Here is a 24,889-nt window from a genome sequence, read left to right on the forward strand (position 1 = left end):
CCAGACCGGGCTGTGTACCGGCGGCGACCCGATCAGAGGCGGGGTGTGGTGTGGATCGGCATCGCGGCTTCGTCGCGGGCGGCGAGCGGCACGCTGCCGACACCCGGCGGGACGCGTCCCTGGACCCAGCGCTCGAGGACGCCCTCGCGGACCTCCTCGGCGACGAGCGCGAAGCAGAAGTGGTCGCGCCAGTCACCGTTGATGTGGATGTAGCGACGACGGAGCCCCTCGTACCGGAACCCGAGCTTCTCGACGACGCGGAGGCTCGGGGCGTTCTCGGGGCGGATGCAGATCTCGATGCGGTGCACGCCGACCTGCCGGAAGCAGTGGTCGACGGCGAGGGCGACCGAGATCGGGGTGACGTTGTGTCCGGCGGCGTCCTCGACGACCCAGTAGCCGATCGACGCGCTCGCGAGCGACCCGTAGGTGATGCCGGACACGTTGAGCTGGCCGACGAACCGACCGTCGAGCTCCATCGCGAAGGGGAGCCCGAGCCCGGCCCGGGCGTTCGCCTGCAGGGCACGGATGCTGCCGCGGACATCGGTCGAGACGTGACCGGAGGGGTTGGTGGCCTCCCACGTCCGCAGCCAGCCGCGGTTGGAGGCGAGGGCGACGTCGAGGTCGCGGGTGTCCCGGAGCCGGAGCGGCCGGATGGTGACCCGCCCGTGGGACAGGGTCGGGATCGTCGTCATCGGTGTGGTTCCTCCGGATGCGCCGAACGGGCCCGGGGGAATCCCCCGGACCCGTTCCGCGACGGGTCGACTATTCGCCCGCGTTGAACTCCTTGAGCCAGGACTTGAGGTCCGGCCCGAGGTCATCGCGGTCCGAGGCGAGCTGCACGATCGCCTTGATGTAGTCGAGTTTGTCACCGGTGTCGTACCGACGTCCACGGAACACGACGCCGTACACGCCGCCCGTCCATTCCTCGGCGCCGGCCATCTTCATGAGGGCGTCGGTGAGCTGGATCTCGCCGCCCTTGCCGGGCTCCTGCTTCTCGAGGACGTCGAAGACCTCGGGGCGGATGACGTAGCGGCCGATGATGGCGAGGTTCGAGGGGGCTTCGCCCTGCGGGGGCTTCTCGACCAGGCCGGTGATCTTCACGACGTCGTCGGTGTCGGTCGGCTCGACCGTCGCGATGCCGTACATGTGGGTCTGCGACTCGGGGACCTCGAGCAGCGCGACGATGGTGGCGTTCTTCTGACCCTGGACCTCGATCATGCGCTTGAGCAGCGGGTCGCGGGCGTCGATGATGTCGTCGCCGAGGAGGACGGCGAACGGCTCACGGCCGACGTGCATCTTGGCGCGGAGCACCGCGTGGCCGAGGCCGAGCGGGTCGCCCTGGCGGACGTAGTGCATGTCGGCGAGGTCCGTGGACTGGTTCACCTTCTGCAGCTTCTCGTGGTCGCCCTTCTTCTTCAGGGTCTCCTCGAGCTCGGCGACGTGGTCGAAGTGGTTCTCGAGCGCGTTCTTGTTGCGGCCCGTGATCATCAGGACGTCGGTCAGCCCGGCGTCGACGGCCTCCTCCACCACGTACTGGATGGCCGGCTTGTCGACGACCGGGAGCATCTCCTTCGGCATCGCCTTGGTGGCGGGGAGGAAGCGCGTGCCCAGGCCGGCGGCGGGGATCACGGCTTTCGAAATCTGGAAGCCCATGCCTGTGAACGTACCGGACGACCCATGGAAGGCACATGTCGTCGCTGTGGAGGACACGGCATCGCGCGCGCCGCGGCGGGAAGCCGCAACGGGGCCCTCGGTAGACTCCCCGGCATGATCCCCGACCGAGGTGTCGAGAAGCGTGCGCTGCGGGCCGAGCTCCGGCAGCGACGGCGCACCAGGACCACCACCGAACGCGACGCCGACAGGGCCGCCCTCACCGGGACGCTCCAGCGCTTCGTGGAGGAACGGCAGGTCGAGTCCATCGCGCTGTACCTCTCCGCCCCCGACGAGCCGGACGTCCGGCCGTTCCTCGACTGGGCGCACGAGCGGGGCATCCGCGTCCTCCTGCCGATCACCCGCGAGGACGGCCTGCTCGACTGGGCGGTCGGCGACGGGGCCTCGGAGCGGGAGGGCCTGTTCGGGATGCCGGAGGTCGTCGGCGAGGTGCTCTCCCCGCTCGCGCTCGGTGACGTCGACGCGATCCTCGCCCCGGCTGCGGCGGTCGGGCACGACGGCGTCCGGATGGGCTGGGGTCGCGGCTACTACGACAAGACCCTCGGGTCCATGGCGAACCGTCCGCCCGTCTATGCTGTGATCTTCGACGCGGAGTACCTCGACGAGGTCCCGCGCGAGCCCCACGACGAACCCGTCGACGGCATCATCACGCCGTCGCGCATCATCACCTTCCGGAGCTAGCGTGCCCACCTACTCGTACCGCTGCACCGAGTGCGACAACGCCTTCGACATCAAGCAGTCCTTCTCGGACGACGCCCTCACCGAGTGCCCGGTGTGCGGCGGAGCGCTCCGCAAGGTGTTCTCGCCCGTCGGCGTGACGTTCAACGGCGGCGGGTTCTACCGCACGGACTCGCGGGCGAAGCCTGCGGGCAGCGGCTCCGGCGGCGGTTCGTCCGACTCCGGCTCGTCGTCGTCCGGCTCCTCCGGCTCGTCGTCGTCCGGCTCCTCCGGCTCGTCGTCGTCCGGCTCGTCGTCGAGCGCTCCGGCGAAGTCCGAGTCGAAGAAGCCGGCCGCGTCCTGACGAACGCTCGCCCTCCTCGGTAGCGTTGGGGTCCATCGACCCCGACCCGGAAGGAGGCCCACGTGAAGGGCTTCAAGGAGTTCCTGCTCCGCGGCAACGTCATCGACCTGGCCGTCGCAGTCGTCATCGGCGCCGCGTTCACCGCGATCGTCACCGTCATCGTCAACTCGATCATCAACCCGGCGATCGGCGCGGTGTTCAACGCGTCGAGCCTCGACGACGCGCTCAAGGTCGACATCCCGACCGTGGCCGGGGGCAAGCCGGCGACCCTCCTGTTCGGCGCGGTCATCGGCGCCGTCATCAACTTCGTCATCGTCGCGGCTGTCGTGTACTTCGCGCTCGTCCTCCCGGTGAACCACCTCAAGAAGGTGGCGTTCGAGCGGGTCAAGAAGAACGAGGAGCAGACGCCGCAGGACGTCCCGCCGACGGACGTCGAGGTGCTGCTCGAGATCCGCGACCTGCTCCGTTCCCAGGGCGGTGCCGCGCTGCCGGCCGGCGGTGGAGCCCACGTGGCGCCGTCCGACGCTCCCGAGGGCCCGGGGATCGCCGGCTCGACGAAGCTGTAGCGGGTGCGCCTGCGGAGCACCGCACCGCTCCGCTCCGCACCGCACCGCACCGCACAACCAAAGTCCGTCCGAACCACCCTTGCACGTGGTTCGGACGGACTTTGGTTGTGCGCAGACGAACGGCACCGAGGCGCGTACCCGCCCGTCGAGTCGCCTGGCGCCCGCCGCGCGGCGGCTCAGGCTGCGGCGACCGCGCGACGCTTCCGGACCATCGCGACGGCGTACTGCGCCCCCGCGAGCACGTGCCCGACGGTCCCGAGGTACACGAACACGAGGGCGACGGACCGCACCCACGGCGCGTTCTCGTCGACGGTGTGCACCGCTGAGAAGAGCAGCACGGGCAGGCCGACGAAGAGCAGCGCCGAGCGGATCTTGCCCGTCCACGTGACGTCGAGGTCCGGGTTGCCGTGGAACAGCACGCTCGAGAGCACCACGAGCACCAGGTCGACCGCGACGACGACGATCACGACGAACAGCGGCAGCAGCCCGGTGAGGACGAGTGCCAGCACGATCGCGATGATCGCGAGCCGGTCGGCGACGGGGTCGATGGCCTTGCCGAGCTTCGAGCCCTGGTCGTAGCGGCGGGCGATGAAGCCGTCCGCCCAGTCGCTCACCCCGATGACGACGAGCGACACGAGCGCCCAGCCGGGGTGACGGGCGACGACGAGCCCGACGAACACCGGGATCAGCAGCAGGCGGAACAGCGTGATGAGGTTCGGCCACGTCTGCCAGTCGGGGCGCTGTCGCGCGGTGTCAGTCATCGCGTGCAAGGCTACCCGGCCTCACCAGTGCGGTGGGACGTCCCGTCGGAGCTGCTCGTCGTTCTCCCCGTCGCGGTGCCGCGCCGGTTCCGGCGGCGCGGCCGGGTCGTAGCCCGGCACCGGCTGGGTGGTGACGCGCCTGCGGCGGCGGGGCGTGCCTCCCGGCTGCTCGTCGGTCGCGTCGTCCGCGGTGGCCGCGGGACGGACGGGAGGCGCGGCAGCCGACACGTCGTCGGCTCGCGTCCACGCCCCCACCAGTTGGTCCGTCCCGGGCGTGACCGGCCCCGCGGGCCGGCTCGCCCGACGGCTCATCGGCGGGCGGGGCCCGTCGTGGGCACGCGGGGATGGCGATCGTGCGTGCTCATCGGCGGGCGGGGCCCGTCGTGGGCACGCTGGGACGGCGATCGTGCGTGCTCATCGGCGGGCGGGGATCGGTGGGATCGAGATCTCCTGCGTGGCACCGCGGTCGACGCCGAGCACCGCTGCAACGGTGTCGGCCACCCGGTCCGGGTCGGAGAACAGCTGGAACGCGTGCACGCGCACGTAGTGCCACCCGAGCCGCCGGAGCACCTCGGGCCGGAGCCGCAGCGACTCGCGCAGCGAGCCCTTCACGAGCGATGCGTCGGTCTCGATGGTGACGCACACCCCGCCGTGGGCCGCGACGAGCCCGAGCTTGCCGCGGTGGCCGAGCGCGACCGGGATGCCGCGCATCTCGAGCCGGCGGGCGAGGTCCACGAGCAGCGGGTCGGAGTCGTCCGGCACGTACTCGGCGCTGGTGCGGGCGCGCACCTCGGCGAGGATCTCCGCGAGCGCGACGGTGCCGTGGCCCATCCGCTCGGCCTCGATGTCCGACGGCTGGAAGCACGTGACGATGACCATCGATCGGCGGGCGCGGGTCATCGCGACCGCGAGCAGGCGCTCCCCGCCGGGCTTCCCGAGCGGACCGAAGTCGCGGAGGACACGACCGTGCGGGGTCCGGCCGTAGCCGATCGAGAAGACCACCCGGTCGCGGCTCTGCGCGACCGACTGCTCGAGGGTGGCGACGATGAACGGCTCGGCGCGGTCGCCGATGACGAACTCGGTGAGGTCCTTGTGCCCCTGGGCCGCGGTGAGCACGGCCTGCTCGACGCGGACGGCGTGCTTCGCGGACGCGGTGATGACCATGAGCGACTCGGTGGGGCGGGTGCGCGCGTGCTCCATGACGAGCCGCACGACGCGGTCCACTTCGGCGTCGACGCTCTCGACGGCGCCGGAGTCGGGGTCCGGCACGGCCTTGCCGTCGCTGACGTAGTCGAGCGCGATCGATCCGTGCCCGAGGAACGAACCGGCCCAGGGCAGCGACTCGATCCGGCCGCCGTAGAAGCGGCGGTTCACGAGCTCGGCGAGGTCCTCGCCACCGGCCCGGTACGAGCGGGTGAGCGACAGCGTCGGCAGGAGGGTCGACAGCTTCGCCAGCGCCGAGTCGGCGTGGAAGGCATCGAGGGTCTGCTCGTCGACCTGGAGCGCACGGTGGTCGGGGTCCACGGCGATGCGGAACGGCGAGGGCGTCTGCGTCACCGGGTCACCGAACACGACCGTCTGGCGGGCACGGCGGACCGCACCGACCGTCTCGGCGATCGTCACGGCACCGGCGTCGACGAGGATCACCGTGTCGAACGGCATCGTGTCGGCGATCTCGGCCACCTCGTACGGGCTCGCGAGCCACACGGGCGCGATCGACCGGGACAGGTGCGGGGCCGAGTCCTGCAGCAGCCGCGAGGTGATCGCGCCGTCCTTGAGCTGCGTCTTCAGCGCGCTGGCCTCGTCCGGCCAGTCGACGAGTCCGACCTTCCAGTTCTCGGCGAGCTGCCACGCGAGGCCCTGCGAGACGCCGGCCGCGTGGGCGTCGTCGACGAGTCGGAAGTCGGCCTCCACCCGGTCGAGCATGTCGGTGTTCGCGCCGAGGAGCGCCCGGTCCGACTCGAGCATCGACTCGAGGGCGGACTGCCACCATGCGAGCTCCAGCTCGGCGGGCACCTGGGTGTCCGGCACGTGCCGGTTCGCGAGGTCGGTGATGAGCGGCTCGAGCTGCAGGTCGCGGAGTGTCTGCATGAGCTCGGTCCGCTCCTGCAGGTTGTGCAGGACGTCGGACTCGGCGGCGAGCTCGTGGACCGTCGGGACGAGCTGGTCGACCGGGAGGTTCGCGAGCTGGTCCTCGCGGGCGGTGCGCCCCAGGGGCTCGTCGAGGCGCGCGAGGTCCTCGACGACGTTCGAGAAGAGCACCTGCACGTCCGCGATGCCCGTGGGCACCTCGGGGTTCACACCGGCCGCGACGTAGCGCTGCCAGAGGACGCGCTGCTGCTGCACGCGGGTCAGGGCCTCGTGCAGGTCGGACACGTGCACGCCCGGGCGGACGTACTCGCGCGCGAGCTTCTTCAGGCGCCGGCGGTTGGTCGACGACATGGGTGCGCCCTCACCGCGCGGGGCGGTCGCGGCGACGAGCTCGGACACCGAGCGGTCGAAGACGACGGGCAGGAAGCGGTCGAGGGTGTCCCGGATCTCGGTGAGCAGGCGGAGGTAGATGCCCAGCTCGTTGATCGTCGTGAACTGCCGCATGTGGGTGGTCGCGACGAGGTCGTGCGCGCGGCGGAGCAGCGTGGGCAGGCCGTCGGTGTCGAGGTCCTTCGCGGTCTTGTGCGCCCGCTGCGCACCGTCGCTCGAGGCGAACTTCGCGCCGTACCAGGGCGAGTCGTCGGGGCCGTAGCGGAACTCGCCCAGGTTCGCCGCGCTGACCATGGTCTCGGCGACGCGGGAGCGCCCCTCCACCATCGACGCGACCGACGCCTTCGACAGCCTGGCGGTCGTCGACGGCGGCACCGGCAGGAGCGAGAGTCGCGAGAGCTCGACCAGGCAGTCGAGCACGGACACCCGGAACGACGGATCCACGCGCGTGAGCGCACCGCGGTAGTCGATGAGGACCTTGCGGAGCCGGACGAGCGCGTCGTCGACCTCGCGGAGGTTCGGGCGCTGGGCCTTCTCGTTGCGCGCGATGCCCCGGACGACGTCGCGGCGCAGCGTCGCCGGCGTGACCGCGACCCCGGGCAGCTGCACCTCGCCGAAGCGGGCGGCGATCCCGCGCAGGGTCGCGCGGCGCGGGCTCACCACGAGCACGCGCTTGTTCGCGGCGACGAGGCCGCCGAGCGCGTTGACGATCGTCTGCGTGCCACCGGTGCCCGGCAGGGTCTTCACCACGATCGAGTTGCCGGCCGTGATCTGGGCGATCACGTTCTCCTGCTCGTCGTCGGCGTCGAGGAGGAGGGTGTCCGTCTCGGGGCTGCGCTCGTCGGACGGCGTCTGCTCGACCGGCCGGTAGGACTGCTCGACCTGCCACTTCGCGCTCGGGTTGCCGGCGAGGGCGTCGAGCACCGGGTGCGACAGGTCGCCGGTGTCCTCGACCATGCCGGTGGCGACCTCGGCGAACGTCGACACGACGAGCCGGGCGTGCACGGAGAAGCACGGGATGTGCGCAGTCAGGCCGCGGAGCCGGTCGATGACGGGGTTCGGCGTGAACGAGCCGTCCTGCTGCGCCAGCGCCACGAAGGACTGCGCATCGAGGATGACGCCGTACTGCTCGTGGAGCGCGTCGGCCAGGCCCGGGTTGAGCACGGGCTCACCGAGCAGCCGGACCTCGAAGTCGCGCCCGTGACGGCGGATCGCGAGCGGTCGGAGCAGCACCGGACCGCGGAACTGCTCGTCGCCGTGCTTCCAGTCGGCCATGCCGATGCCGAGCTTCACGGCGTCGATGCCGCGCACCGTCGCGAGCTCGGTGCCCTTCGCCTCGACGTGCGCGGCGGCGATGCGGGCCGCGCGGAGGGCGACCTCGTCGCGGATCAGGCTCGACAGGAGGGTCGTCTTGCCCGTGATGAACTGTGCGAGACCGCCCGGGTGCGTCGTCGACAGCTCGATGCGTGCGCGCGGGTGGTCGGAGAAGTGCGTGAGCGGGCTGGTCCCGCCGACCCCGGTGAGCTGCTTCCGCCATGCGTCCCACGCGGGCTCCGCCGCGTTGCCGGCCTGGAGGCGCGGATCGCCGAGACTGATCGCCTGCGGGCTCGTGAGCTGCAGTTCCGGTCGCAGGGTCCGGTCCGGCGCATCCGCGTCGGCTCCCTCGACGGGTCGACCGACACCGGTCGTCCGGCCGTCACGCCCGGGCGCCGCCCGGTCATGCCCGGGTGCCGCGTCCGACTCCTGCTGCTCGTCTTGCGGGCGCGCGTCGGCACCCTCGACGGGGACGTCGTCGTTCACGTCGTCCCCACCGTCGGTCACCCTGTCCGCTCGCCACACATCGGACACTGTAGGCGGAACCGGACCCAGCCTCCTGCAATGAACCGGAGGTTTCCGGATTCACCGCCCGAGACACGCGGGCCGGAGGTCACGGTGTGGTACCAACGTGGACATGGCCATCGACGACCGAACCGCTCCGCACGCCCCCGCTCCGTCCCGTCGTCGGGTGGTGGCTCCGGACATCTCGAGGTCGTGGCTCCTCGTCTCCGGCAACCACGCGGACCGGTTCGACCGGGCGCAGCGGTCGCGGGCGGACCAGATCATCCTCGACATCGAGGACGCGGTCGACCCCGCGGCGAAGCCGGGTGCCCGTGCGACCGTGGCCGCCTGGCTCGCGGGCGGCGGCGAGGCCTGGGTGCGCATCAACGACGTCACGACCGACTTCTGGGCCGACGACGTCGAGGAGCTCCGAGGGCTCCCCGGGCTGCAGGGCGTCATGCTCGCGAAGACCGAGTCGCCCGCACAGGTCACCGACACGTGGCACCGGCTCGGCGGGCAGACCCCGGTGATCGCACTCGTCGAGTCGGCACTCGGCATCGAGGAGGCGACGAGCATCGCGAAGGCACAGGGGGCGTTCCGGCTCGCCTTCGGCTCCGGCGACTACCGCCGCGACACCGGCACGAGTGCGGACACCCTCGCGATGGCGTACCCGCGGTCCCGGCTCGTCGTCGCCTCGCGCGTCGGGGACCTCCCAGGCCCGATCGACGGCCCGACCGTCGGGTCGGCACACGCCATCCTCCGCGAGCAGTCGCAGATCGCGGTGTCGCTCGGCCTGACGGGCAAGCTCTGCCTCGACACCGAGCAGCTCCCCGTCATCAACGAGGTCATCTCCCCCACCCCGACGGACGTCGCGTGGGCACAGGACTTCCTCGACGACTTCGAGGCCCGCGGCCGCGTCATCCGCGACGGTTCGGACCTGCCGCGCCTCGGCCGGGCGCAGAAGATCCAGAAGCTCGCCCAGGCGTTCGGCGTCGAGGCGCGGTAGGACTGGTGCCATGACCTGGTCGAACGTGCCCGGAGGGCCGCCGGCGCCCACTCCCGGCGAGCAGCAGCGCGCCGCGACGTGGGAGCGTGGCGGGACGACCCTGTTCCCCGCGGGACGCATCGCCGACCGGGTGTCGACGGTGCTCCTGCTCGCGTTCGGCGCCCTGATGACCGTCGTCGCGGCGGTCGTCGGCGTGATCGCGGTGGTCTCGGCGACGGTGTCCTGCGACGCCGCGGCCGGCTGCACCCCGGGCGGCTACGTCGGGGGCGTGGCGATCGCGGTCGGCGGGTCCTTCGTCGTCGGCGTCCTGACGGTCGTGCTCGCGGTCCGTGCCTGGCTCCGACGACGGTCCTCCTGGTGGATCGCCGCGATCGGGTTCGTCCTCGCGGTCGCCTGCCTCACCTGGGGCGGGGTCGTGTTCACGCAGGCCGCCGACGCGACGACCGGGTCCTCGTCCGTCGGGACCGCCTGACGGGCCGCAGCCGGCGCACCGGGACGGCACCGCGCCTCCCGGCCGGGTGTCCGTCGCCGGGCGTAGCGTCCGCACCATGGTGACCACACGGCGGACCACCGCGGCGGTGGTGGGCGGCGGCCCCGCGGGCGTCGTCCTCGGGCTGCTGCTCGCTCGCGCCGGTCTCGACGTCGAGGTCGTCGAACGCCACGACGACTTCAACCGTGACTTCCGGGGCGACACCGTCCACGCTTCCACCATCCGGCTGCTCGACGAACTCGGGCTCGGCGACGCGTTCCGGGCGCTGCCGCAGTCCCGCCTCGACGACTTCTCGCTGCCGATGCCCGACGGCTCCCGGCTCCTGCTCGGCGACTTCTCCCGGCTGACCCCGCCGTACGACCACGTCGCGATGGTGCCGCAGTGGGACCTCCTCGACATGCTCGTCACCGCGGCCCGGGCGGAGCCGTCGTTCGCGATCACGATGGGTGCGGCCGCGACCGGGCTGATCGTGGAGAACGGCGTGGTGGCCGGGGTGCACCTCGCTCCACGGCACGACGACGGCAGCGACCCGGGCGAGCGCACCGAACTGCGGGCCGACGTGGTGGTCGCCTGCGACGGACGGGGCTCGACGCTCCGCGCCGCTGCCGGACTCCGGCCCGCCGCGACCCCGGTGCCGTTCGACACGTGGTGGTTCCGGCTGCCGCGGCACGAGGGCGACACGGCGAGCGCGCTCGTCCCCGCCTTCACCGGGCACGACGTGCTGCTGAGCTTCCCGCGGCCGGACTACCACCAGGTCGCCTACTTCGCGCCGAAGGGTTCGGACGCGCGGCTCCGGGCCGAGGGCGTGGAGGCGTTCCGTGTCCGCGTCGCACGACTCCGGCCGGACTTCGCGGACCGGGTGGGCGCCATCGGCTCGATGGACGACGTGCACGTGCTCGACGTCCGGATGGACCGGCTGCGGCGGTGGTGGCGACCGGGCCTGCTCTGCATCGGGGACGCCGCGCACGCGATGTCCCCGGCGGGCGGGGTCGGCATCAACCTCGCCGTCCAGGACGCCGTCGCGACCGCGGCCGTGCTCGCGCCGGCGCTGCGGGCAGGTCGGCGTGGTGCCGCACTCGACCACGACCTCGCTCGGGTGCAGCGCCGCCGCACGCCGCCCGCGGTGGTCGTCCAGGCAGCGCAGGCGGTGCTGCACCGGGTCGTGTTCGAGCGGGCGTTCGCCGGGAGGTTGCAGGACGGGCCGCCGTTGCTGCCGGTGCTGCTCGCGCGGTACGTGCCCCCGGTGCGCGGGCTGTACGCGCGCGGGATCGCGTTCGGGCCGTTGCCGGAACACGCGCCGGGGTGGGCGCGGCGCTGATCGCGGTGGCTGCTCCGGCGGCGGTGCTCCGGCGGCCGTGCGCCGGCGGCCGTGCCGCTGTGACACGACGTCGCCGCTGTCGTGCGACAACGAGGACGTCGTCCTGCACCGACGCCTCGGCGGCTCAGTCGTAGCCGAGCACCACGATCGCCGAGGTGCTGGTCGTCGGAGCCGGTTCGGCGCGGGCCGCCGCTCGGTCGGCGCGACGTCCCGGAGCACCGCCGCGCCCGACGCCCCGCTGCTCGGCGGCCCCGGATCCTGACCCGCCCCCGAGGTTGGACCCGTGCTGGGCAGTCCGGGCGGTCACGACGCGCTCGTCAGGTCGTAGAGGGTGACGCCGTCCACCGACCGGGACGCGAAGTGGGCGGTGACCCACGCCGTGATCTGCTCGGCGCTCGTCCCCGAGCTGCTGGTGCCCCCGCCGGTGGACCCCGCGATGAACCAGTGCACCTTGCCCGCGGCGACGAGGGCCTTGAACGCGGCGAGCGTCGGTGCCGGGTCGGTGCCGTTGTACCCGCCGATGGCCATCACCGGGTCGCGGCTGGCCAACTGGTAGCTCGCCGCGCTGTTCGACCCGACCGTCGCGGCCACCCAGGTGTACTCGCCGGAGTCGGCGGTCAGCAGGGACACGACCTCGTCCGACACCGCGGTGGAACCACCGAGGAGGGAAGCGCCGCCGCCACCGGGCGCTGCGGCCTGACCGCCGGCCGTGGCTCCCGGCGCGCCGGCCTGTCCGCCGGTCGTGGTGGCACTGCCGTTCGAGGCGTTCCCCGGCCCGACCGCGTTGCCCTGTCCACCCCCCTGGGTGCCCGGGCCGCCCGCCTGGCCGCCCGTGCCGCCCGCCTGCCCGCCCGGGCCGCCGCCACCGGGGCCGGTCCGGGTGGTCTGGGGACCGGCCGACGGCAGTGCCCCGGTGTGCGCGACCGTCGTCGTCTGCACCGAGAAGGCCGTCGGTCCGAGGAGCGCGGCCACGAGGACCACGGCGACCGTCGCCCCGGAGCGGAGCCTGCCCCGCGGCGGCAGGAGCACGAGGACCGTCCCGACGGCCGTCGCGGCGAGGACGACCCAGCGGATCCACGGCTGCCAGGACGACACGTCCGCGAGCAGCTCGAACGCCCACGCCCCGGTGCCCGCCACGACGACCGCGGCCACGATGCGCCAGGCCAACGCTCCGCTGCGGGCCCGGAGGAGCCCTGCGCCGATGCCGACGAGGCCGGCGATGTACGGAGCGAGCGCGACCGTGTAGTACGGATGGAAGATCCCGCCCATGAAGCTGAACACGAGGCCCGTGACGAGGAGCGACCCCCCGAGCACCAGGACCGTCGCCAGACGTGGATCGGTGCGTCGGCGCAGGCCCACGAGGACGAGCGAGACGACGAGCAGCACCAGCGCCGTCGGCAGGAGCCAGGTGATCTGCGAGGCGAACTCGGAGCCGAACAACCGGGTCAGCCCGGTCGACCCCCAGGAACCCGCTCCCGTCGTGGTGCCACCACCCGGGACGACGCTGCCGGTCTCGTCGCCCGTGACCCGACCGAGCCCGTTGTAGCCGAAGGTGAGCTCGAGGAAGCTGTTCGTCTGGGACCCGCCCACGTACGGTCGCGCCGATGCCGGGACGAGCTCGACGATGGCGACCCACCACCCCGCCGACACGACGACCGCGACGGCTGCCGCCACCAGGTGCCCGAGGCGTCGGGCGAACGGACGGGGCGATGCGACGAGGTACACCCCGACCAGCGGGGGCAGGACGAGGAACGCCTGGAGCTGCTTCGTCAGGAAGCCGAACCCGATGAGCACCCCGGCCCAGACCACCCACCGCATCCGGCCGGACTCGACCCCGCGGAGCGTCAGCGCGATCGCCCCGACGGTGAGCAGCACGAGCAGCGCGTCCGGGTTGTCGTAGCGGAACATCAGGGTCGCGACCGGTGTGGTCGCGAGCACCGCCCCGGCGACGAGGGCGGACCCCGCCGAGAAGCGCCGCCGCACGGTCCGGTACAGGATCGCCACCGACGCCACACCCATCAGGGCCTGCGGCACGAGGATCGCCCAGGAGTTCAGCCCGAACAGGCGCACGGAGATGCCGATCACCCAGAGGAACGCTGGCGGCTTGTCGACGGTGATCGCGTTCGCCGCGTCGGACGATCCGTAGAAGAAGGCCTCCCAGCTCTGGCTCCCGGCCTGCACGGCCGCCGAGTAGAACGCGTTGGCCCACCCGTTCACCCCGAGGTTCGCCACGTAGAGCACGCCGGTCAGGAGCAGGAGCCCGAGGAACGCCGGACGCTCCCACGCCGCCGTGGTACTGCGACCCCGGACGAGTCGGACGAGGCCGTCGACGACCAGCCGCCTTAGGCCGCGGGGTGTCCGTGGTCCGGTCGAGGGTCCGGTGAGCACGCTCGGGGACGCGTGCGGCGCTGGAGTGGTCATCCGACCAGCGTGCGGACGGCACATCCAGGGTCCCCCTGTCGTCGCTGTGGCTGCCCTAAGCGATCGGTCACCGCGCCGAGCACGCGCTGGACGCGCAGCCGGAGTCCCGGAGCATGCTGGGCCGATGAAGCAACGAGTCATCGGAGACCAGTCCGTCAGCGCGATCGGCCTCGGCGGCATGCCGATGTCCATCGAGGGCCGACCCGACGAGCGCCAGGCGGTCGCCACGATCCACGCCGCGCTCGAGGCCGGCGTCACCCTCATCGACACCGCCGACGCCTACCACCTCGCCGCGCACGACGAGGTCGGCCACAACGAGTCCCTCATCGCCAAGGCGGTCCGCGAGTTCCACGGCGCGACCGACGACGTCCTCATCGCGACGAAGGGCGGCCACCTGCGCCCCGAGCCCGGCGCCTGGGCGCAGAACGGCAACCCGGAGTACCTCAAGGAGGCGGCGAAGGCATCGGCGAAGCGCCTCGGCGTCGAGGCGATCGGCCTGTACCAGTTCCACCGTCCGGACCCGGCCGTCCCGTACGCGGACTCGGTCGGTGCCCTCGCGGACCTCCTCGACGAGGGCGTGATCCGGATGGCGGGCATCTCGAACGCCGACCCCGACCAGATCAGGACCGCCAACGAGGTCCTCGGCGGCCGACTGGTCTCGGTCCAGAACCAGTACTCGCCGCGCTTCCGGTCGAGCGAGCCGGAGCTCGAACTGTGCGACGAACTCGGCATCGCGTTCCTGCCCTGGAGTCCGCTCGGCGGCATCACGAACGCGGCTGACCTCGGCACCGCCTCCGAGGACTTCGCGACCGTCGCCCGGGACCACGGCGTGAGCCCGCAGGTCGTCGCACTCGCGTGGGAGTTGGCGAAGAGCGACGTGGTGATCCCGATCCCCGGGGCGTCGCGACCGCAGTCGATCCTGGACTCGGTGACCGCCGCGACGGTGAAGCTGCGACCCGAGGAGGTCGCACGGCTCGACGCCGCACAGCCGGCAGCCTGACCGATCCCGATCCGGGCGCGGGGCCGACGATGCTGTGCGTCGTCGGCCCCGCGTCTCACTTCGCGGGGCAGTCCGCCGAGATCGCGGTGAGGGACTGCTGGACCTTCGCCTCTGCGGCCGTGACCGCGTCGGACGTCGTGCTGCCGCTGCTCTCGAGCGCGTCCGCGTAGCCCTTCGCCGCCTTCGTGAACGCCTCGAAGTCGGTCTTGACCTCGGCGTTGCCGACCTTCGGGAGTGCGGCGTCGATCCGGTCGGTGAAGCCGTCGACGACCTCGGCGCGACTCTTCGGGTCAGCCGGTGCCGACGTGGACATCTGCTCGCTGACGAACGACCGCAGTGCGTCCTCGAGTTGGTCGCACGCTTCCTGCTTCGTCTGCGACGGCGCTGCCTGCGCGGTCTTCGTGGCGGCGGTGTCCGTCGCCGCCCCACCGCCCCCGTCCCCCGACCCCCCGCCGGAGCAGCCGGCGAGGAGTGTGACGGCGATCACCGCGGTCGTGATGGTCGTGATGGTCGTGATGTGCTTGCGCATGCTGCGTTTCCCCCTTCGACGTCCGCACGCCCCCGTGGGTGCGGACCGCGTCCGAGCGTACCGTCGAGGACATGCGAGCGATCTCACACGACGACGGCACCCTGACCCTGCGCGAACTGCCCGACCCGGAGCCCGGTGCCGGCGAGGTCCTCGTCGAGGTCACTGCCGCCGGGGTGAACAACGCCGACCGCCAGCAGGTCGCCGGGAACTACCCGCCGCCGCCCGGCGCTTCCCCGATCCTCGGGCTGGAGGTCTCGGGCACCGTCCGCGCACTCGGGCCCGGCGTCACCGACTGGTCGGTCGGCGACCGCGTCTGCGCTCTGCTGGCCGGGGGCGGCTACGCCTCCCTCGCGGTCGTGCCGGCGACGCAGGTGCTGCCCGTGCCGGAGTCGCTCGACCTCGTCTCCGCGGCTGCGCTGCCCGAAGCCGCCTGCACGGTGTTCTCGAACGTCGGGATGCTGGCCGGACTCCGTCCTGGGCAGACCCTCCTCGTGCACGGCGGGACCGGCGGGATGGGCTCGCATGCCGTCCTGTGGGCCAAGGCCCTCGGCGCGACGGTGATCACGACGAGCGGTGGCGCACGGAAGGTCCAGGCGTCACGGGACCTCGGCGCGGACCTCGCGATCGACCACCGCACCGAGGACTTCGTCGCCGCCGTCCGCGAGTACACCGGCGGTCGCGGCGTCGACGTGGTGCTCGACGTCGTGGGTGCCGACTACCTCGGTCGGAACCTCGAAGCCCTCGCGCCGAACGGGCACGTCGCGGTGATCTCGTCGAGCAGCGGCCGGGTCGGCGAACTCGACCTCGGCGCGATGATGGCGAAGCGCGCGACGATCAGCGCGACGACCCTGCGCGCCCGACCGCTCGACGAGAAGGCCGCGATCGTCGCCGCCGTCCGCGCCGACGTCTGGCCGTTCGTCGAGGACGGTCGCGTCCGTCCGGTCGTGGACTCGGTCCTGCCGCTCGCCGAGGCCGCGGAGGCACACCGCCGGATGGCCGACGGCGAGCTCATCGGCAAGGTGCTGCTGACGCCCTGACCGGCAGGTCGCGCTGCGCGCACTCCCGGAACCCGCCCCGGACGCCCCACTCGCCCCCGCCGCGCCGCCGCGCCGGCACTCAGGCACGCCGGCACGCCGGCACGCCGGCACGCCGGCACGCCCTGCGCACAACCAAAGTCGTCCCGAACCACGGCGCCCCGCGGTTCGGGACGACTTTGGTTGTGCGGAAGCGAACGGCACCGCCTCGCACGAACGGATCGCGTGCGGTGCGGAAGCGAACGGCACCGCCTCGCACGAACGGATCGCGTGCGGTGCGGACCGTGCCGTCCGGGGTCAGGCGTGCACGCGGGCGAGGAACTCGACGAGCGCCGGGTGCGTCGGACGGTCGAGGACGTCGGCCGGTGCGCCCTGCTCGACGACCTCGCCCCGGTGCAGGAACACGATCCGGTCGGCCACGTTCCGCGCGAAGGACATCTCGTGCGTCGTCATCAGGATCGTCGAGCCCTGTCGCTTCAGCTCGGTGACGAGGTCGAGCACCTCCCCGACGAGCATCGGGTCGAGGGCGCTCGTGACCTCGTCGAGCAGGAGCAGCTCGGGGTCGGAGGCGATGGCCCGGACGATCGCGACGCGCTGCTGCTGGCCACCGGAGAGCCGGTCCGGGTAGGCGCCGGCGAAGTCCGCGAGGCCGATGCGGTCGAGCAGGCGCTTCGCCGTCGCCTCGGCTTCAGCCCGTCCGATGCCGTGCACCCGCCGCGACGCGAGGGTCACGTTGTCGAGCACGCTCATGTGCGGGAAGAGGTTGAACTGCTGGAAGACGACACCGATCCGCGCACGCGTGGCGTCGACGTCGGTCCGCGGGTCGGCGATGTCGGTGCCCTGGAGCAGGACCTCGCCGTCGTCGATCCCCTCGAGGAGGTTCACCGTCTTGAGGAGCGTCGACTTCCCGGAGCCGGACGCCCCGATGACGCAGATGACCTCGTGGCGGTGCACCGTCAGGTCGATGCCGCGGAGGACCTCGTGCTCGCCGAACGACTTGCGCAGGCCGCGCAGCTCCAGGACCGGAGCCGACGTCGGCGGCTTGCGCCGTGCCTCCTGGCCGTCGTCCTGCCTGGAGGCGCGACCCGCGCCCGCCCCGCTGCCACCGTTCCGTGCGACGTCGCTCACACCGTGCCCCCGATCTGCTCGCGCTGCTGCTGCCGGCGCGCGATCGCGTCGGTGACCCGGATCAGCGGCAGGCTGATGACCACGAACAGCAGACCCGCGACGAAGTACGGCGTGAAGTTGTAGCTCTCCGCTTGCGCGATCTGCGCCGACCGGACCGCGTCGACGGCGCCGAGGATCGAGACCAGCCCGACGTCCTTCTGCATCGAGACGAAGTCGTTCATGAGCGCTGGGGTGACCTTGCGGATCGCCTGCGGCAGCACGACGAGACGCAGGGTCTTCGCGTGCGAGAGGCCGAGCGACCGGGCGGCGAGGCGCTGCGAGGGGTGCACCGCCTCCATGCCGGCGCGCAGGACCTCCGCGACGTACGACGAGTACGTCAGCACGATCGCGATCGTGCCCCAGAACTCCGCGGGGAGCCGTGGGAACACCCCGAGTCCGGGGATGCCGTAGCCCACGAGGTACAGCACGATGATGAGCGGGAGCCCGCGGAACAGGTCCGTGTACCCGGTGGCCAGTACCCGGAGCGGGAAGAACACCGGGCTCCGCAGGCCCCGGACGACGGCGAGGAGCGTGCCGAACACCGCGACGCCGATGCTCGCGAAGAACAGGATCCGGACGTTCAGCCACAGTCCGGCGAGGATCGCGGGGAACGACTCGACGGCGGTCTGCGGGTCGAAGAACGACTGCTGGACGGCGGCCCAGCCCGGGGTGTTGACCACACCGAAGTAGAGCAGCGCCACGACGACGAGCGTCGACACGATCGACACGGCGGTCGAGCGGCGTCCGCGCTGCCGGCGGTACCGGCGCCGCTCCAGCTCCACCTGACTCGGCGCACCGGCGACCACGGGGGTGCCGGCGCCTGCGGGGACGGTCACGCGCGCTACTTCAGGACCGGGGTGCCGGTCTCGGACGAGAGCCACTTCGTCTGCAGGCGCTCCAGGGTGCCGTCGTCCTCGAGCTTCCCGAGCGCGGTGTCGACCTTGCTCGTCAGTGCGGAGCCCTTCGGCAGCACGAAGCCGAACTGGTCGCCCGAGCCGTCGGCCGGGAACTGGGCCGAGACCGCGCCGTCGTCGAGCTGCGCGGAGGCCATGTAGAACGCGGTCGGCAGGTCGGTGACGATCGCGTCGATCTGGCCGGACTCGAGGGCGAGCACCGCGTCGTCGTTCGAGTTGAACACCTGCGGGGTGACGCCGAGGACGTCCTTGACGCTCTGGATGCTCGTCGACCCCGCCGCGACGCCGATCGCGTCCTGCTTCAGGGCGCTGATCGTGGTGGCGTCGGCGGCCTTCGAGGACTTCGTCGTCACGACGGCCTGGGTCGTCGTGTAGTACGCGGTCGACATGTCGACCGCCTTCTTGCGCTTGGCGTCGATCGAGAACTGCTGGATGTTGAGGTCCCAGTCCTTCGGGCCCGGTGCGATCGCGCTGTCGAACGTGCTGCGCTTCCAGACGACGTCGGACTTCGCGTAGCCCATCTCCTTCGCGACCGCGTAGGCGACGGCGGCCTCGAACCCCTTGCCGGACTGCGGCTTGTCGTCCTCCACCCACGGCGCGTACGCCGGCTGGCCGGTCGCGATCGTCAGCTTGCCGTCCGTGACGGTGCCGTCGGCGCTGCTGCTGCCGGCCGAGCAGGCGCTCAGGGCGAGCGCGGCGACGGCTGCGGTGGCGACGGCGAGGGTGAGGCGGAGGGATCGGGTCACGGGCGGGCCTTCGCTCGAGGGGTGGGGGCGATCAGATCGTACGCGGAACTGGTACACCACCGCGAGTCAGCGCGACCCGCTCCGTCACGGTGGCGGACGGGAGCCGGATGCGAGACGGGTCCGGGCCGGAAGCGATCCGGGTCCGAGCCGGATGCGGCTCGGTGCGGCGCGGTGCGAAAGCCGCAATCGATGGACACGAATCGGTCACGACGGCCTCGCCGGCGTGTTCTTCGTGCATGATCGGTCCCGCAGCACGTTGCTCCGGCGGCGGGTGGCGGACAACGGCGTCCGTCACCCGCCCCGGCAATGCTGCCAGCGGGGCCGCGAGGCGCGCGCCGATGCTGTCCGGGGCCGCGAGGCACGCCGATGCCGGCCGGCCGCCGCCGCGAGCCGCCTCAGTCGGCCAGCGAGAAGTCCTCGAACGAGAACCCGGGCGACACGAGGCAGCTCAGCAGCACCTCGCCGTCCTGCGGGAGCGTCCGCTGCCAGACGCCACCGCGGACGAACGCCTGCGCGTCGTTCACCCGGTCGCGCCCGGCATCGGGTCCGAGCGTGATCGTCGCGCCGGGCACCGGCTCGTCCCCGTCGCCCCCGAGCTGGAGCTCCACCGCGTCGGGCCCGTGCCACATCCAGATCTCGTCGTTGACCACGCGGTGCCAGGCCGAGGCCTCGCCCGGCGGGAGCAGGAAGTGGATGAGCGTGGCCGCGGGACGGTCACCGGCCGGGGTCGACACCGTCGCCGGCGAGGTCCACGTCCGGACGTACCAGCCGCCCTCGGGGTGCGGTTCCATGCCGAGGGCCACGGCGCGCTTCGGGACGTCGAGCCACTCGACGAGCTCGCCGTCCACGCTGCGTCGGGCGGCCATGCCGGGTCGGGGTGCGGTCTCGGTCATGCGGGTTCCTCCAAGTGGGCGGACGACGGGCGGGATGACGGGTGGGGCGACGGGTGGGGCGACCGGTCTGACGGATGGTCGGACGACGGGTCGGGCGAGGGACCGGACGAGCGACCGGACGATCGGGAGTCGTGCGACGTGGCCGGCTCGACGACGGCGCCGTCCAGCGCCCGGACCCGACCGCGCACGATCGTGGCGACGGCCCGTCCGGAGCCGTCCTCCACCAGTTCGGCGAGCGCGTCCGGCACCGTGCGCGCGTCGACGTCGAAGACCGCGAGGTCCGCCCGGGCACCGACGGCGAGGTGCCCGGTGCGGTCCGGCCCGACCGCGAGCCCCATCGCGTGGGCGCCGCCGAGGGTCGCCGCCGCGAGGAGCCGCTCGTGCAGGTCGTGGCCGCGGTACCCCTGCGCCCGGGCGATGCGGTGCAGCGCGGTGACGTCGGCCATCAGGTCGAGCGACGGCGACGAGGACAGCGAGTCGGTGCCGATGGCGATCGGGCTGCCCTCGCGGAGGTAGTCGGCGACGGGCGGCGGGTCGAGTCCGATGACCGCGTTCGACCTCGGGCAGAGCGCGACGGCCGTGCCCCGGGCGCGCAGCAGTGCCCGGTCGGCCGCGGTCATGTACACCCCGTGCGCGATGTGGCAGTCCGGCCCGAGCACGCCGAGCCGGTCGACGAACGAGGTCGCGCTCGCGCCGAAGCCCAGGGCCCGCATCGCGCGGAAGGACGGCACGTTCGCGAGGTGCCAGTCCGCTCCGTGCCCCACGCCGACGACGCCGTCGAGCCCGGGGACGGGTTCGAGCGCGGTCCGCTCCCCCTCGAACGCGGCCTCGCCGAGGTGCAGGTGCAGGCGGAGTCCGCGCTGCCGCACGATGTCCGGCAGTTCCAGGAGCGGCGCGACCTCGAGCGAGTACGGGGCGTGCGGGGACAACCCCGCGCCGGGCGCCGCCGGGATGCGGGCGAGCTCGCCGAGCACCTGGTCGCGCCCGTGCTCCTGCCAGGCCGCGTTCTCCCAGTCCATCACCTCCCAGTAGGCGATCCCGCCGAGTCCGTGGTCCTCGAGCGCGGTGGCGGCCTCGATGTCCGTCACCACGTCCGCGACGCTCGTGACACCGGCGGCCAGCGATGCCCGTGCCCCCGCCGCGGCTTCGGCGGCCCAGTCGTGCGGCTGGGCGTAGTCGGTGTTGAACGCTGCGGCCCAGTCCTCGAATCCCCCGTACTGACCGCGGCCGACACTGGCCATGCCGGTGTACTGCAAGTGGGTGTGCGCGTTGACGAGGCCGGGCAGGAGCGCGCCGCGCCACCGTCGCTCGGTGAACGGCACACCGTTCGCCGACAGTTGGTCGACGACCCACGTGCGGTCGCCGACGTGGAGGATCCGGCCGTCGCGGACCGCGACGGCGCCGTCCGCGATCGGCGGCGCCGTCATCGGGACGACGACCCGGGCTGCGTGGACGACGACGCCGCTCACGACGGGTCCCCGAAGCGGTGCGTCCGGACGTCGGGCTCGCGGTCCGCCGGCTGCTCGGCGACACGGCCGGGAGGCGCGGCTCGGCTCCCGAACGCGGCGAGCGCCGCGCGGGCGGTCGCGTCGTCCACCGCGGGGTCGATCGGCACGACGCCACGGTCGAGCTCGTCGCCCCGCTCGAGGAGCATCCGCACGGCGCCGAGCTGCGCCGCGAAGGAGAGGTCCATGATCTCCACCGGGTTGCCCTCGGCGGCGGTGACGTTGATGCAGCCGCCGCGGTCGAGCACGACGACGTGGTGCCCGTCCGGGAACGTGAAGCGCTCGACCGCCGCGGCCTCGGCGGTGGGGACGGCTCCGGCGGCGAGGGCGTCGTCCACCGCGACCTCCTGCTCGACGCCGCCCGCGACCGACACGACCGCGCCCGCCGCGGCCGCCCGGAGGACCTCGAGCGAGATCGTGTCCCGCACACCGGTCGCGCTGACCACGAGGTCGGCGTCGCGGACGGCGTCGACCAGCGGTGCGACGGCGTGGCCGGCGAAGACGGCCTGCAGCGAGCGGACCGGGTCGATCTCGGCGACCACGACCCCGAAGCCGAGCGCGCGGAGGACCATCGCGACCCCCTCGCCGACCGGACCGAACCCGGCGACGACGGCCGTGCCTCCCGGGCGGACCCGGTGCGCGCCGGACGCGAGCCGGTCGACCAGGTCGAGCGTCGCGAACACGGTGGACTGTCCGGTGCCGTACCGGTTGTCGAAGAAGGTCTTGGTGCGGGCGTCGTTCACGGCGACGACCGGGATCCCGAGGGTGCCGCGCTCGGCCATCGCGCGCAGGGGTCGGAGGCCGCTCGTGGTCTCCTCCGCGGCTCCGAGCATCGTCGGGAGGAGGTCCGGGCGCTCCTGGTGCACGAGCCGGATGACGTGCGCGCCGTCGTCGAGGACGATGTGCGGCGCCGTGTCGAGCATCGCCAGCGCGAGCTCCTTCTGCTCCGCGAGGGTCACGCCCGCGCGGGCGAAGACCCGCAGGCCGGCAGCGCGCAGGACATCGGCGACGGCGTCGTCGGTCTCGTCGCCGTGGGCGTAGACGACGACCTCGGCCCCGGCGTCGCGGAGCAGCAGGGCGAGCACCGCGGTCTTCGGCTCGAGCACCATGGCGACCGCGATCCGGCTGCCGCGGAGGAGCCCGCCGGCCCCGAGCTCGCCGGCGACCGAGCGGCACACGGGCATCCAGCGGCGTGCCCAGCGGACGCGGGCCTCGGCGGCGGGATCGGTCTCCGGGTCGCGCCCGGTCGACACCAGGTGCACGTCGTCGGACAGCAGCGGGACCCCGAGCACGCCGGGCCGGACGGGGGCGACCGGCCCGAAGGCGTCCTCGTCGACGGCGGGGACGTGGCGGCCGGCGTCGACCACGACGAGCGCGGCACCGCGGGGTCGGTCGGCCTCGCGTTCGATCGCGGGCGTGGTCTCGGCCGGGTCGCCGAGGCACCAGAGGTGGTCGACGGGTTCCTGTTCTCCCGCCGGCCGGGCGCCGAGACCGGTCAGCAGGGCGTGGAGCACGGCGACGTCGGCTGGGTCGCCTCCCACGATGCGGAACCGGCGTGCGGCGACGAGCAGGTTCGTGGCCGCGGCGAAGCGACGGACCGCGGCGGAGGCCCAGGCGGCCCGGGCGGGGTCGGGTCGCTGCGGCATGGGGACATCGTAGAGCGCGGGGGCGACGGGCCGGTGCCGCGTCCGGGTCGGTGCCGGGGGCGGGTCAGTGCGCGTGCGGAGGTGGCGTCCGCTCCCAGGTGGAACTGTCGGTCCGGGCGTCGTCCGCGCCGACGAGCCATGCGGGTGGCACGACGCGCTGCGGATCGGCCTCGACGGCAGCGGCGAGCGCCCGGTCGGTCCGCCGGTGCCGCACGAGGACGCTCACGAGCACGGCGACGCCGATCGCGGTCACCACGGCGAGGCCAACGACGTAGAGGGTCGTCGAGAGCGTCGCGACGTCCGCGGGCACGAACTGCCCACGCGCGGCGGAGAAGGGCGTCCCGGTGAACACGAAGGCGAGCAGCGTCGCCAACGTCGAGTTGCTGTCCCAGAGGCCGTGCAGGAGCGACACCCCGACGTAGGCCACGAGCACCGTCCACGACCAGCGCAGCCGCACCCCGCCGCGGGCGGCACCGAACAGGACCGCCCCGAGGACCGCCGTCCAGAGCACGTGCCCGACCGGGGAGAGGATCGCCCGCACCACCTCGGTCTGGAGCAGCGAGACGAGGTCGATGCCCCGCGAGGTGATCGCCGCGTTGAAGGCGTAGCCGGCGGACTCGAACGCCGCGAAGCCCGCACCGACCGTGGCGCCGAGGAGTGCACCCTGCCGTGCCGACTTCGGCCGGACCCGCCAGGCGACGACGACGAGCAGCACGCCCTTGACGAACTCCTCGACGAAGCCGACCGCGATGTACAGCAGCGCGTCCTGCCGCAGGTTCGCCTCGAGCAGCGAGGCGCCGAGCACGCCGAGGATGCCGCCGACGAAGAACGCCGTGACGAGCTGCATCGTGCTGATCGTGCCGGTCACGCGCTCGATCACGAAGAGGACGACGGTGAAGGGGACGAGGAAGCTCCCGAGCAGGATGATCGTCGGGACGAGGTTCGTGTTCTGCGTCACCACGGTCACGACGATCGTGACGACCCAGAGGAGGAACCCGGAGAGCAGCGTCTTCCACCACCACCCGTGACGGTGGTGGGGGTGGACCGCGGCGACGTGGAGGCTCATGCTCCGATGGTGCTCCGCCCGGCCCGGTGCGGCTCGGGAATGTACGGGAGGCGCCCGGCGTCGTACCCCGCATGGCTGAGACGACGTTCGACAAGGTGACCATGTTCGGCGCTGACTGGTGCCGCGACTGCCGGCGCTCGAAGGCGCTGCTCGACGGGCTCGGGATCGACTACGACTACGTCGACGTCGAGGCGGACCTGTCGGCGGCCGACCGTGCCGAGGCGATCAGCGGACGGAAGAACATCCCCGTGGTCGTGCTCCCGAACGGGAAGCACTTCGTGGAGCCGTCCGACGCGGAGCTGCGCGGCGAGCTGGAGGCCTCCGGGATCGTCTGAGCCGGGCGTCCGTCGGGCTGAACGGCGTTCCTGGGAGCGCGCTGATCCACCGGGGTGTTGTGTCTGGTGCTGAATCCACCTCGGTACCCCACCGAGCGGGACGAACCCCACACAAGGAGGCACATCGTGCTCGGTCTCATCATCAGCCTGATCGTCATCGGACTCATCGCCGGCGCGGTCGCGCGTCTGGTCATCCCCGGCAAGCAGAACATCGGCATCCTCATGACGATCATCCTCGGCATCGTCGGGTCGTTCGTCGGGGGCTTCCTCGGCTACCTGATCTTCAACCACGACGCCTCGGGTGGCTTCTTCCAGCCGGCCGGCATCATCGGGTCGATCATCGGCGCCATCATCGTGCTCTTCATCTACACGCGGTTCGCCGGTCGGGGCGCCCGCACCCGCTAGGGGCACCAGCGAGCAACACACACGGGAGGCACGGTGCGCGTCGGACGCGCACCGTGCCTCCCGTCCGTGTCGGGCTGGTGACCGCCTGGCCCACGG

The 24,889-nt window shown here is 72.7% G+C and carries 25 protein-coding genes; 10 read left to right on the forward strand and 15 right to left on the reverse strand.

Features of this window, described 5'->3' with window-relative positions:
* Positions 1-32 precede the first annotated feature (32 nt).
* Positions 33-692, reverse strand: coding sequence for a GNAT family N-acetyltransferase (locus MON03_RS14570; RefSeq protein ID WP_175327333.1), 660 nt, complete (start codon positions 690-692; stop codon positions 33-35).
* A gap of 70 nt (positions 693-762) precedes the next feature.
* Complete coding sequence (gene galU, locus MON03_RS14575) at positions 763-1,653, reverse strand: UTP--glucose-1-phosphate uridylyltransferase GalU (protein WP_031273395.1); 891 nt, start codon at positions 1,651-1,653, stop codon at positions 763-765.
* Positions 1,654-1,767: 114 nt separating this feature from the next.
* Here galU and MON03_RS14580 point away from each other — a divergent pair, with 114 nt between their 5' ends.
* The 3 genes from MON03_RS14580 to mscL all read left to right on the forward strand — a co-directional run bounded on the left by MON03_RS14580 (position 1,768) and on the right by mscL (position 3,258).
* Complete coding sequence (locus tag MON03_RS14580) at positions 1,768-2,352, forward strand: 5-formyltetrahydrofolate cyclo-ligase (RefSeq protein ID WP_022903509.1); 585 nt, start codon at positions 1,768-1,770, stop codon at positions 2,350-2,352.
* A 1-nt stretch (position 2,353) separates the two neighbouring features.
* The gene (locus tag MON03_RS14585; protein WP_242089116.1) at positions 2,354-2,692 is read left to right on the forward strand and encodes an FmdB family zinc ribbon protein; all 339 of its coding nucleotides are present in this window, start codon (positions 2,354-2,356) and stop codon (positions 2,690-2,692) included.
* Positions 2,693-2,754: 62 nt separating this feature from the next.
* Positions 2,755-3,258: a large conductance mechanosensitive channel protein MscL gene (gene mscL, locus MON03_RS14590; protein WP_022903508.1), complete on the forward strand. Its 504-nt coding sequence runs from the start codon at positions 2,755-2,757 to the stop codon at positions 3,256-3,258.
* Between the two features lie 176 nt (positions 3,259-3,434).
* Here mscL and MON03_RS14595 read toward each other — a convergent pair whose 3' ends face one another.
* The 3 genes from MON03_RS14595 to MON03_RS14605 all read right to left on the reverse strand — a co-directional run bounded on the left by MON03_RS14595 (position 3,435) and on the right by MON03_RS14605 (position 8,132).
* The gene (locus MON03_RS14595; protein WP_242089117.1) at positions 3,435-4,019 is read right to left on the reverse strand and encodes a CDP-alcohol phosphatidyltransferase family protein; all 585 of its coding nucleotides are present in this window, start codon (positions 4,017-4,019) and stop codon (positions 3,435-3,437) included.
* 21 nt (positions 4,020-4,040) lie between these two features.
* Entirely contained in the window at positions 4,041-4,274 is a 234-nt protein-coding gene (locus MON03_RS14600; RefSeq protein WP_022903506.1) for a hypothetical protein, read from the reverse strand.
* A gap of 159 nt (positions 4,275-4,433) precedes the next feature.
* Positions 4,434-8,132, reverse strand: coding sequence for an AAA family ATPase (locus MON03_RS14605; protein WP_502798701.1), 3,699 nt, complete (start codon positions 8,130-8,132; stop codon positions 4,434-4,436).
* A gap of 319 nt (positions 8,133-8,451) precedes the next feature.
* On the opposite strand from MON03_RS14605, the gene MON03_RS14610 reads away from it, so the two are divergent.
* From MON03_RS14610 to MON03_RS14620, 3 genes are all read left to right on the forward strand, one after another.
* Complete coding sequence (locus tag MON03_RS14610) at positions 8,452-9,324, forward strand: HpcH/HpaI aldolase/citrate lyase family protein (RefSeq protein ID WP_242089119.1); 873 nt, start codon at positions 8,452-8,454, stop codon at positions 9,322-9,324.
* Positions 9,325-9,334: 10 nt separating this feature from the next.
* Entirely contained in the window at positions 9,335-9,796 is a 462-nt protein-coding gene (locus MON03_RS14615; protein ID WP_022903503.1) for a DUF6264 family protein, read from the forward strand.
* Between the two features lie 76 nt (positions 9,797-9,872).
* Entirely contained in the window at positions 9,873-11,132 is a 1,260-nt protein-coding gene (locus MON03_RS14620; protein WP_242089120.1) for an FAD-dependent oxidoreductase, read from the forward strand.
* 124 nt (positions 11,133-11,256) lie between these two features.
* Here the strand turns inward: MON03_RS14620 and MON03_RS14625 are convergent, their stop codons facing one another.
* A complete protein-coding gene (locus MON03_RS14625) occupies positions 11,257-11,439 on the reverse strand; it encodes a hypothetical protein (RefSeq protein ID WP_022903501.1) in 183 nt (60 codons plus the stop codon).
* On the reverse strand, positions 11,436-13,364 hold the full coding sequence (locus MON03_RS14630) for a glycosyltransferase family 39 protein (RefSeq protein WP_242089121.1): 1,929 nt from the start codon (positions 13,362-13,364) through the stop codon (positions 11,436-11,438). The genes MON03_RS14625 and MON03_RS14630 overlap by 4 nt, the downstream gene beginning before the upstream one ends.
* Positions 13,365-13,677: 313 nt before the next feature.
* Between MON03_RS14630 and MON03_RS14635 the strand changes: the two genes are divergently transcribed.
* Positions 13,678-14,553: an aldo/keto reductase gene (locus tag MON03_RS14635; RefSeq protein ID WP_175327341.1), complete on the forward strand. Its 876-nt coding sequence runs from the start codon at positions 13,678-13,680 to the stop codon at positions 14,551-14,553.
* A gap of 55 nt (positions 14,554-14,608) precedes the next feature.
* On the opposite strand, the gene MON03_RS14640 is transcribed toward MON03_RS14635, so the two are convergent.
* Entirely contained in the window at positions 14,609-15,082 is a 474-nt protein-coding gene (locus MON03_RS14640; RefSeq protein WP_242089123.1) for a hypothetical protein, read from the reverse strand.
* Positions 15,083-15,153: 71 nt separating this feature from the next.
* On the opposite strand from MON03_RS14640, the gene MON03_RS14645 reads away from it, so the two are divergent.
* Positions 15,154-16,119: an NAD(P)H-quinone oxidoreductase gene (locus tag MON03_RS14645; protein ID WP_242089125.1), complete on the forward strand. Its 966-nt coding sequence runs from the start codon at positions 15,154-15,156 to the stop codon at positions 16,117-16,119.
* A 294-nt stretch (positions 16,120-16,413) separates the two neighbouring features.
* On the opposite strand, the gene MON03_RS14650 is transcribed toward MON03_RS14645, so the two are convergent.
* From MON03_RS14650 to MON03_RS14680, 7 genes are all read right to left on the reverse strand, one after another.
* Positions 16,414-17,136 (reverse strand): amino acid ABC transporter ATP-binding protein, encoded by a 723-nt coding sequence (locus tag MON03_RS14650; RefSeq protein WP_042726586.1) that lies wholly within the window; start codon positions 17,134-17,136, stop codon positions 16,414-16,416.
* Between the two features lie 104 nt (positions 17,137-17,240).
* Positions 17,241-18,119, reverse strand: a complete 879-nt coding sequence (locus MON03_RS14655; RefSeq protein WP_022903494.1) for an amino acid ABC transporter permease — start codon at positions 18,117-18,119, stop codon at positions 17,241-17,243.
* 5 nt (positions 18,120-18,124) lie between these two features.
* Positions 18,125-18,943: an ABC transporter substrate-binding protein gene (locus MON03_RS14660; RefSeq protein WP_242089127.1), complete on the reverse strand. Its 819-nt coding sequence runs from the start codon at positions 18,941-18,943 to the stop codon at positions 18,125-18,127.
* Positions 18,944-19,338: 395 nt separating this feature from the next.
* Positions 19,339-19,836 carry a cupin domain-containing protein gene (locus tag MON03_RS14665; RefSeq protein WP_022903492.1) on the reverse strand — a complete coding sequence of 166 codons (498 nt, stop codon included), beginning with the start codon at positions 19,834-19,836 and terminating at the stop codon, positions 19,339-19,341.
* Positions 19,833-21,305, reverse strand: a complete 1,473-nt coding sequence (locus MON03_RS14670) for an amidohydrolase family protein (RefSeq protein ID WP_022903491.1) — start codon at positions 21,303-21,305, stop codon at positions 19,833-19,835. The genes MON03_RS14665 and MON03_RS14670 overlap by 4 nt, the downstream gene beginning before the upstream one ends.
* The gene (locus MON03_RS14675) at positions 21,302-22,987 is read right to left on the reverse strand and encodes an adenosylhomocysteinase (protein WP_242089129.1); all 1,686 of its coding nucleotides are present in this window, start codon (positions 22,985-22,987) and stop codon (positions 21,302-21,304) included. Before MON03_RS14675 ends, MON03_RS14670 begins: the two co-directional genes overlap by 4 nt.
* 64 nt (positions 22,988-23,051) lie before the next feature.
* Positions 23,052-24,053: a PrsW family intramembrane metalloprotease gene (locus MON03_RS14680; RefSeq protein ID WP_242089131.1), complete on the reverse strand. Its 1,002-nt coding sequence runs from the start codon at positions 24,051-24,053 to the stop codon at positions 23,052-23,054.
* A gap of 71 nt (positions 24,054-24,124) precedes the next feature.
* Here MON03_RS14680 and MON03_RS14685 point away from each other — a divergent pair, with 71 nt between their 5' ends.
* Complete coding sequence (locus MON03_RS14685) at positions 24,125-24,388, forward strand: glutaredoxin family protein (protein WP_022903488.1); 264 nt, start codon at positions 24,125-24,127, stop codon at positions 24,386-24,388.
* A gap of 126 nt (positions 24,389-24,514) precedes the next feature.
* A complete protein-coding gene (locus MON03_RS14690) occupies positions 24,515-24,793 on the forward strand; it encodes a GlsB/YeaQ/YmgE family stress response membrane protein (RefSeq protein ID WP_022903487.1) in 279 nt (92 codons plus the stop codon).
* The last annotated feature ends 96 nt before the right edge of the window (positions 24,794-24,889 follow it).

Source organism: Curtobacterium sp. DN_7.5, assembly GCF_022655355.1.
Lineage (GTDB): Bacteria > Actinomycetota > Actinomycetes > Actinomycetales > Microbacteriaceae > Curtobacterium > Curtobacterium luteum.

Coding starts and splice junctions, on each gene's coding strand:
- MON03_RS14595 (WP_242089117.1), bottom strand. CDS start 4,019: ATGACTGACACCGCGCGACAGCGCCCCGACTGGCAGACGTGGCCGAAC.
- MON03_RS14580 (WP_022903509.1), top strand. CDS start 1,768: ATGATCCCCGACCGAGGTGTCGAGAAGCGTGCGCTGCGGGCCGAGCTC.
- galU (WP_031273395.1), bottom strand. CDS start 1,653: ATGGGCTTCCAGATTTCGAAAGCCGTGATCCCCGCCGCCGGCCTGGGC.
- MON03_RS14685 (WP_022903488.1), top strand. CDS start 24,125: ATGGCTGAGACGACGTTCGACAAGGTGACCATGTTCGGCGCTGACTGG.
- MON03_RS14610 (WP_242089119.1), top strand. CDS start 8,452: ATGGCCATCGACGACCGAACCGCTCCGCACGCCCCCGCTCCGTCCCGT.
- MON03_RS14570 (WP_175327333.1), bottom strand. CDS start 692: ATGACGACGATCCCGACCCTGTCCCACGGGCGGGTCACCATCCGGCCG.
- MON03_RS14665 (WP_022903492.1), bottom strand. CDS start 19,836: ATGACCGAGACCGCACCCCGACCCGGCATGGCCGCCCGACGCAGCGTG.
- MON03_RS14635 (WP_175327341.1), top strand. CDS start 13,678: ATGAAGCAACGAGTCATCGGAGACCAGTCCGTCAGCGCGATCGGCCTC.
- MON03_RS14615 (WP_022903503.1), top strand. CDS start 9,335: ATGACCTGGTCGAACGTGCCCGGAGGGCCGCCGGCGCCCACTCCCGGC.
- MON03_RS14640 (WP_242089123.1), bottom strand. CDS start 15,082: ATGCGCAAGCACATCACGACCATCACGACCATCACGACCGCGGTGATC.
- MON03_RS14620 (WP_242089120.1), top strand. CDS start 9,873: ATGGTGACCACACGGCGGACCACCGCGGCGGTGGTGGGCGGCGGCCCC.
- MON03_RS14680 (WP_242089131.1), bottom strand. CDS start 24,053: ATGAGCCTCCACGTCGCCGCGGTCCACCCCCACCACCGTCACGGGTGG.
- MON03_RS14645 (WP_242089125.1), top strand. CDS start 15,154: ATGCGAGCGATCTCACACGACGACGGCACCCTGACCCTGCGCGAACTG.
- MON03_RS14675 (WP_242089129.1), bottom strand. CDS start 22,987: ATGCCGCAGCGACCCGACCCCGCCCGGGCCGCCTGGGCCTCCGCCGCG.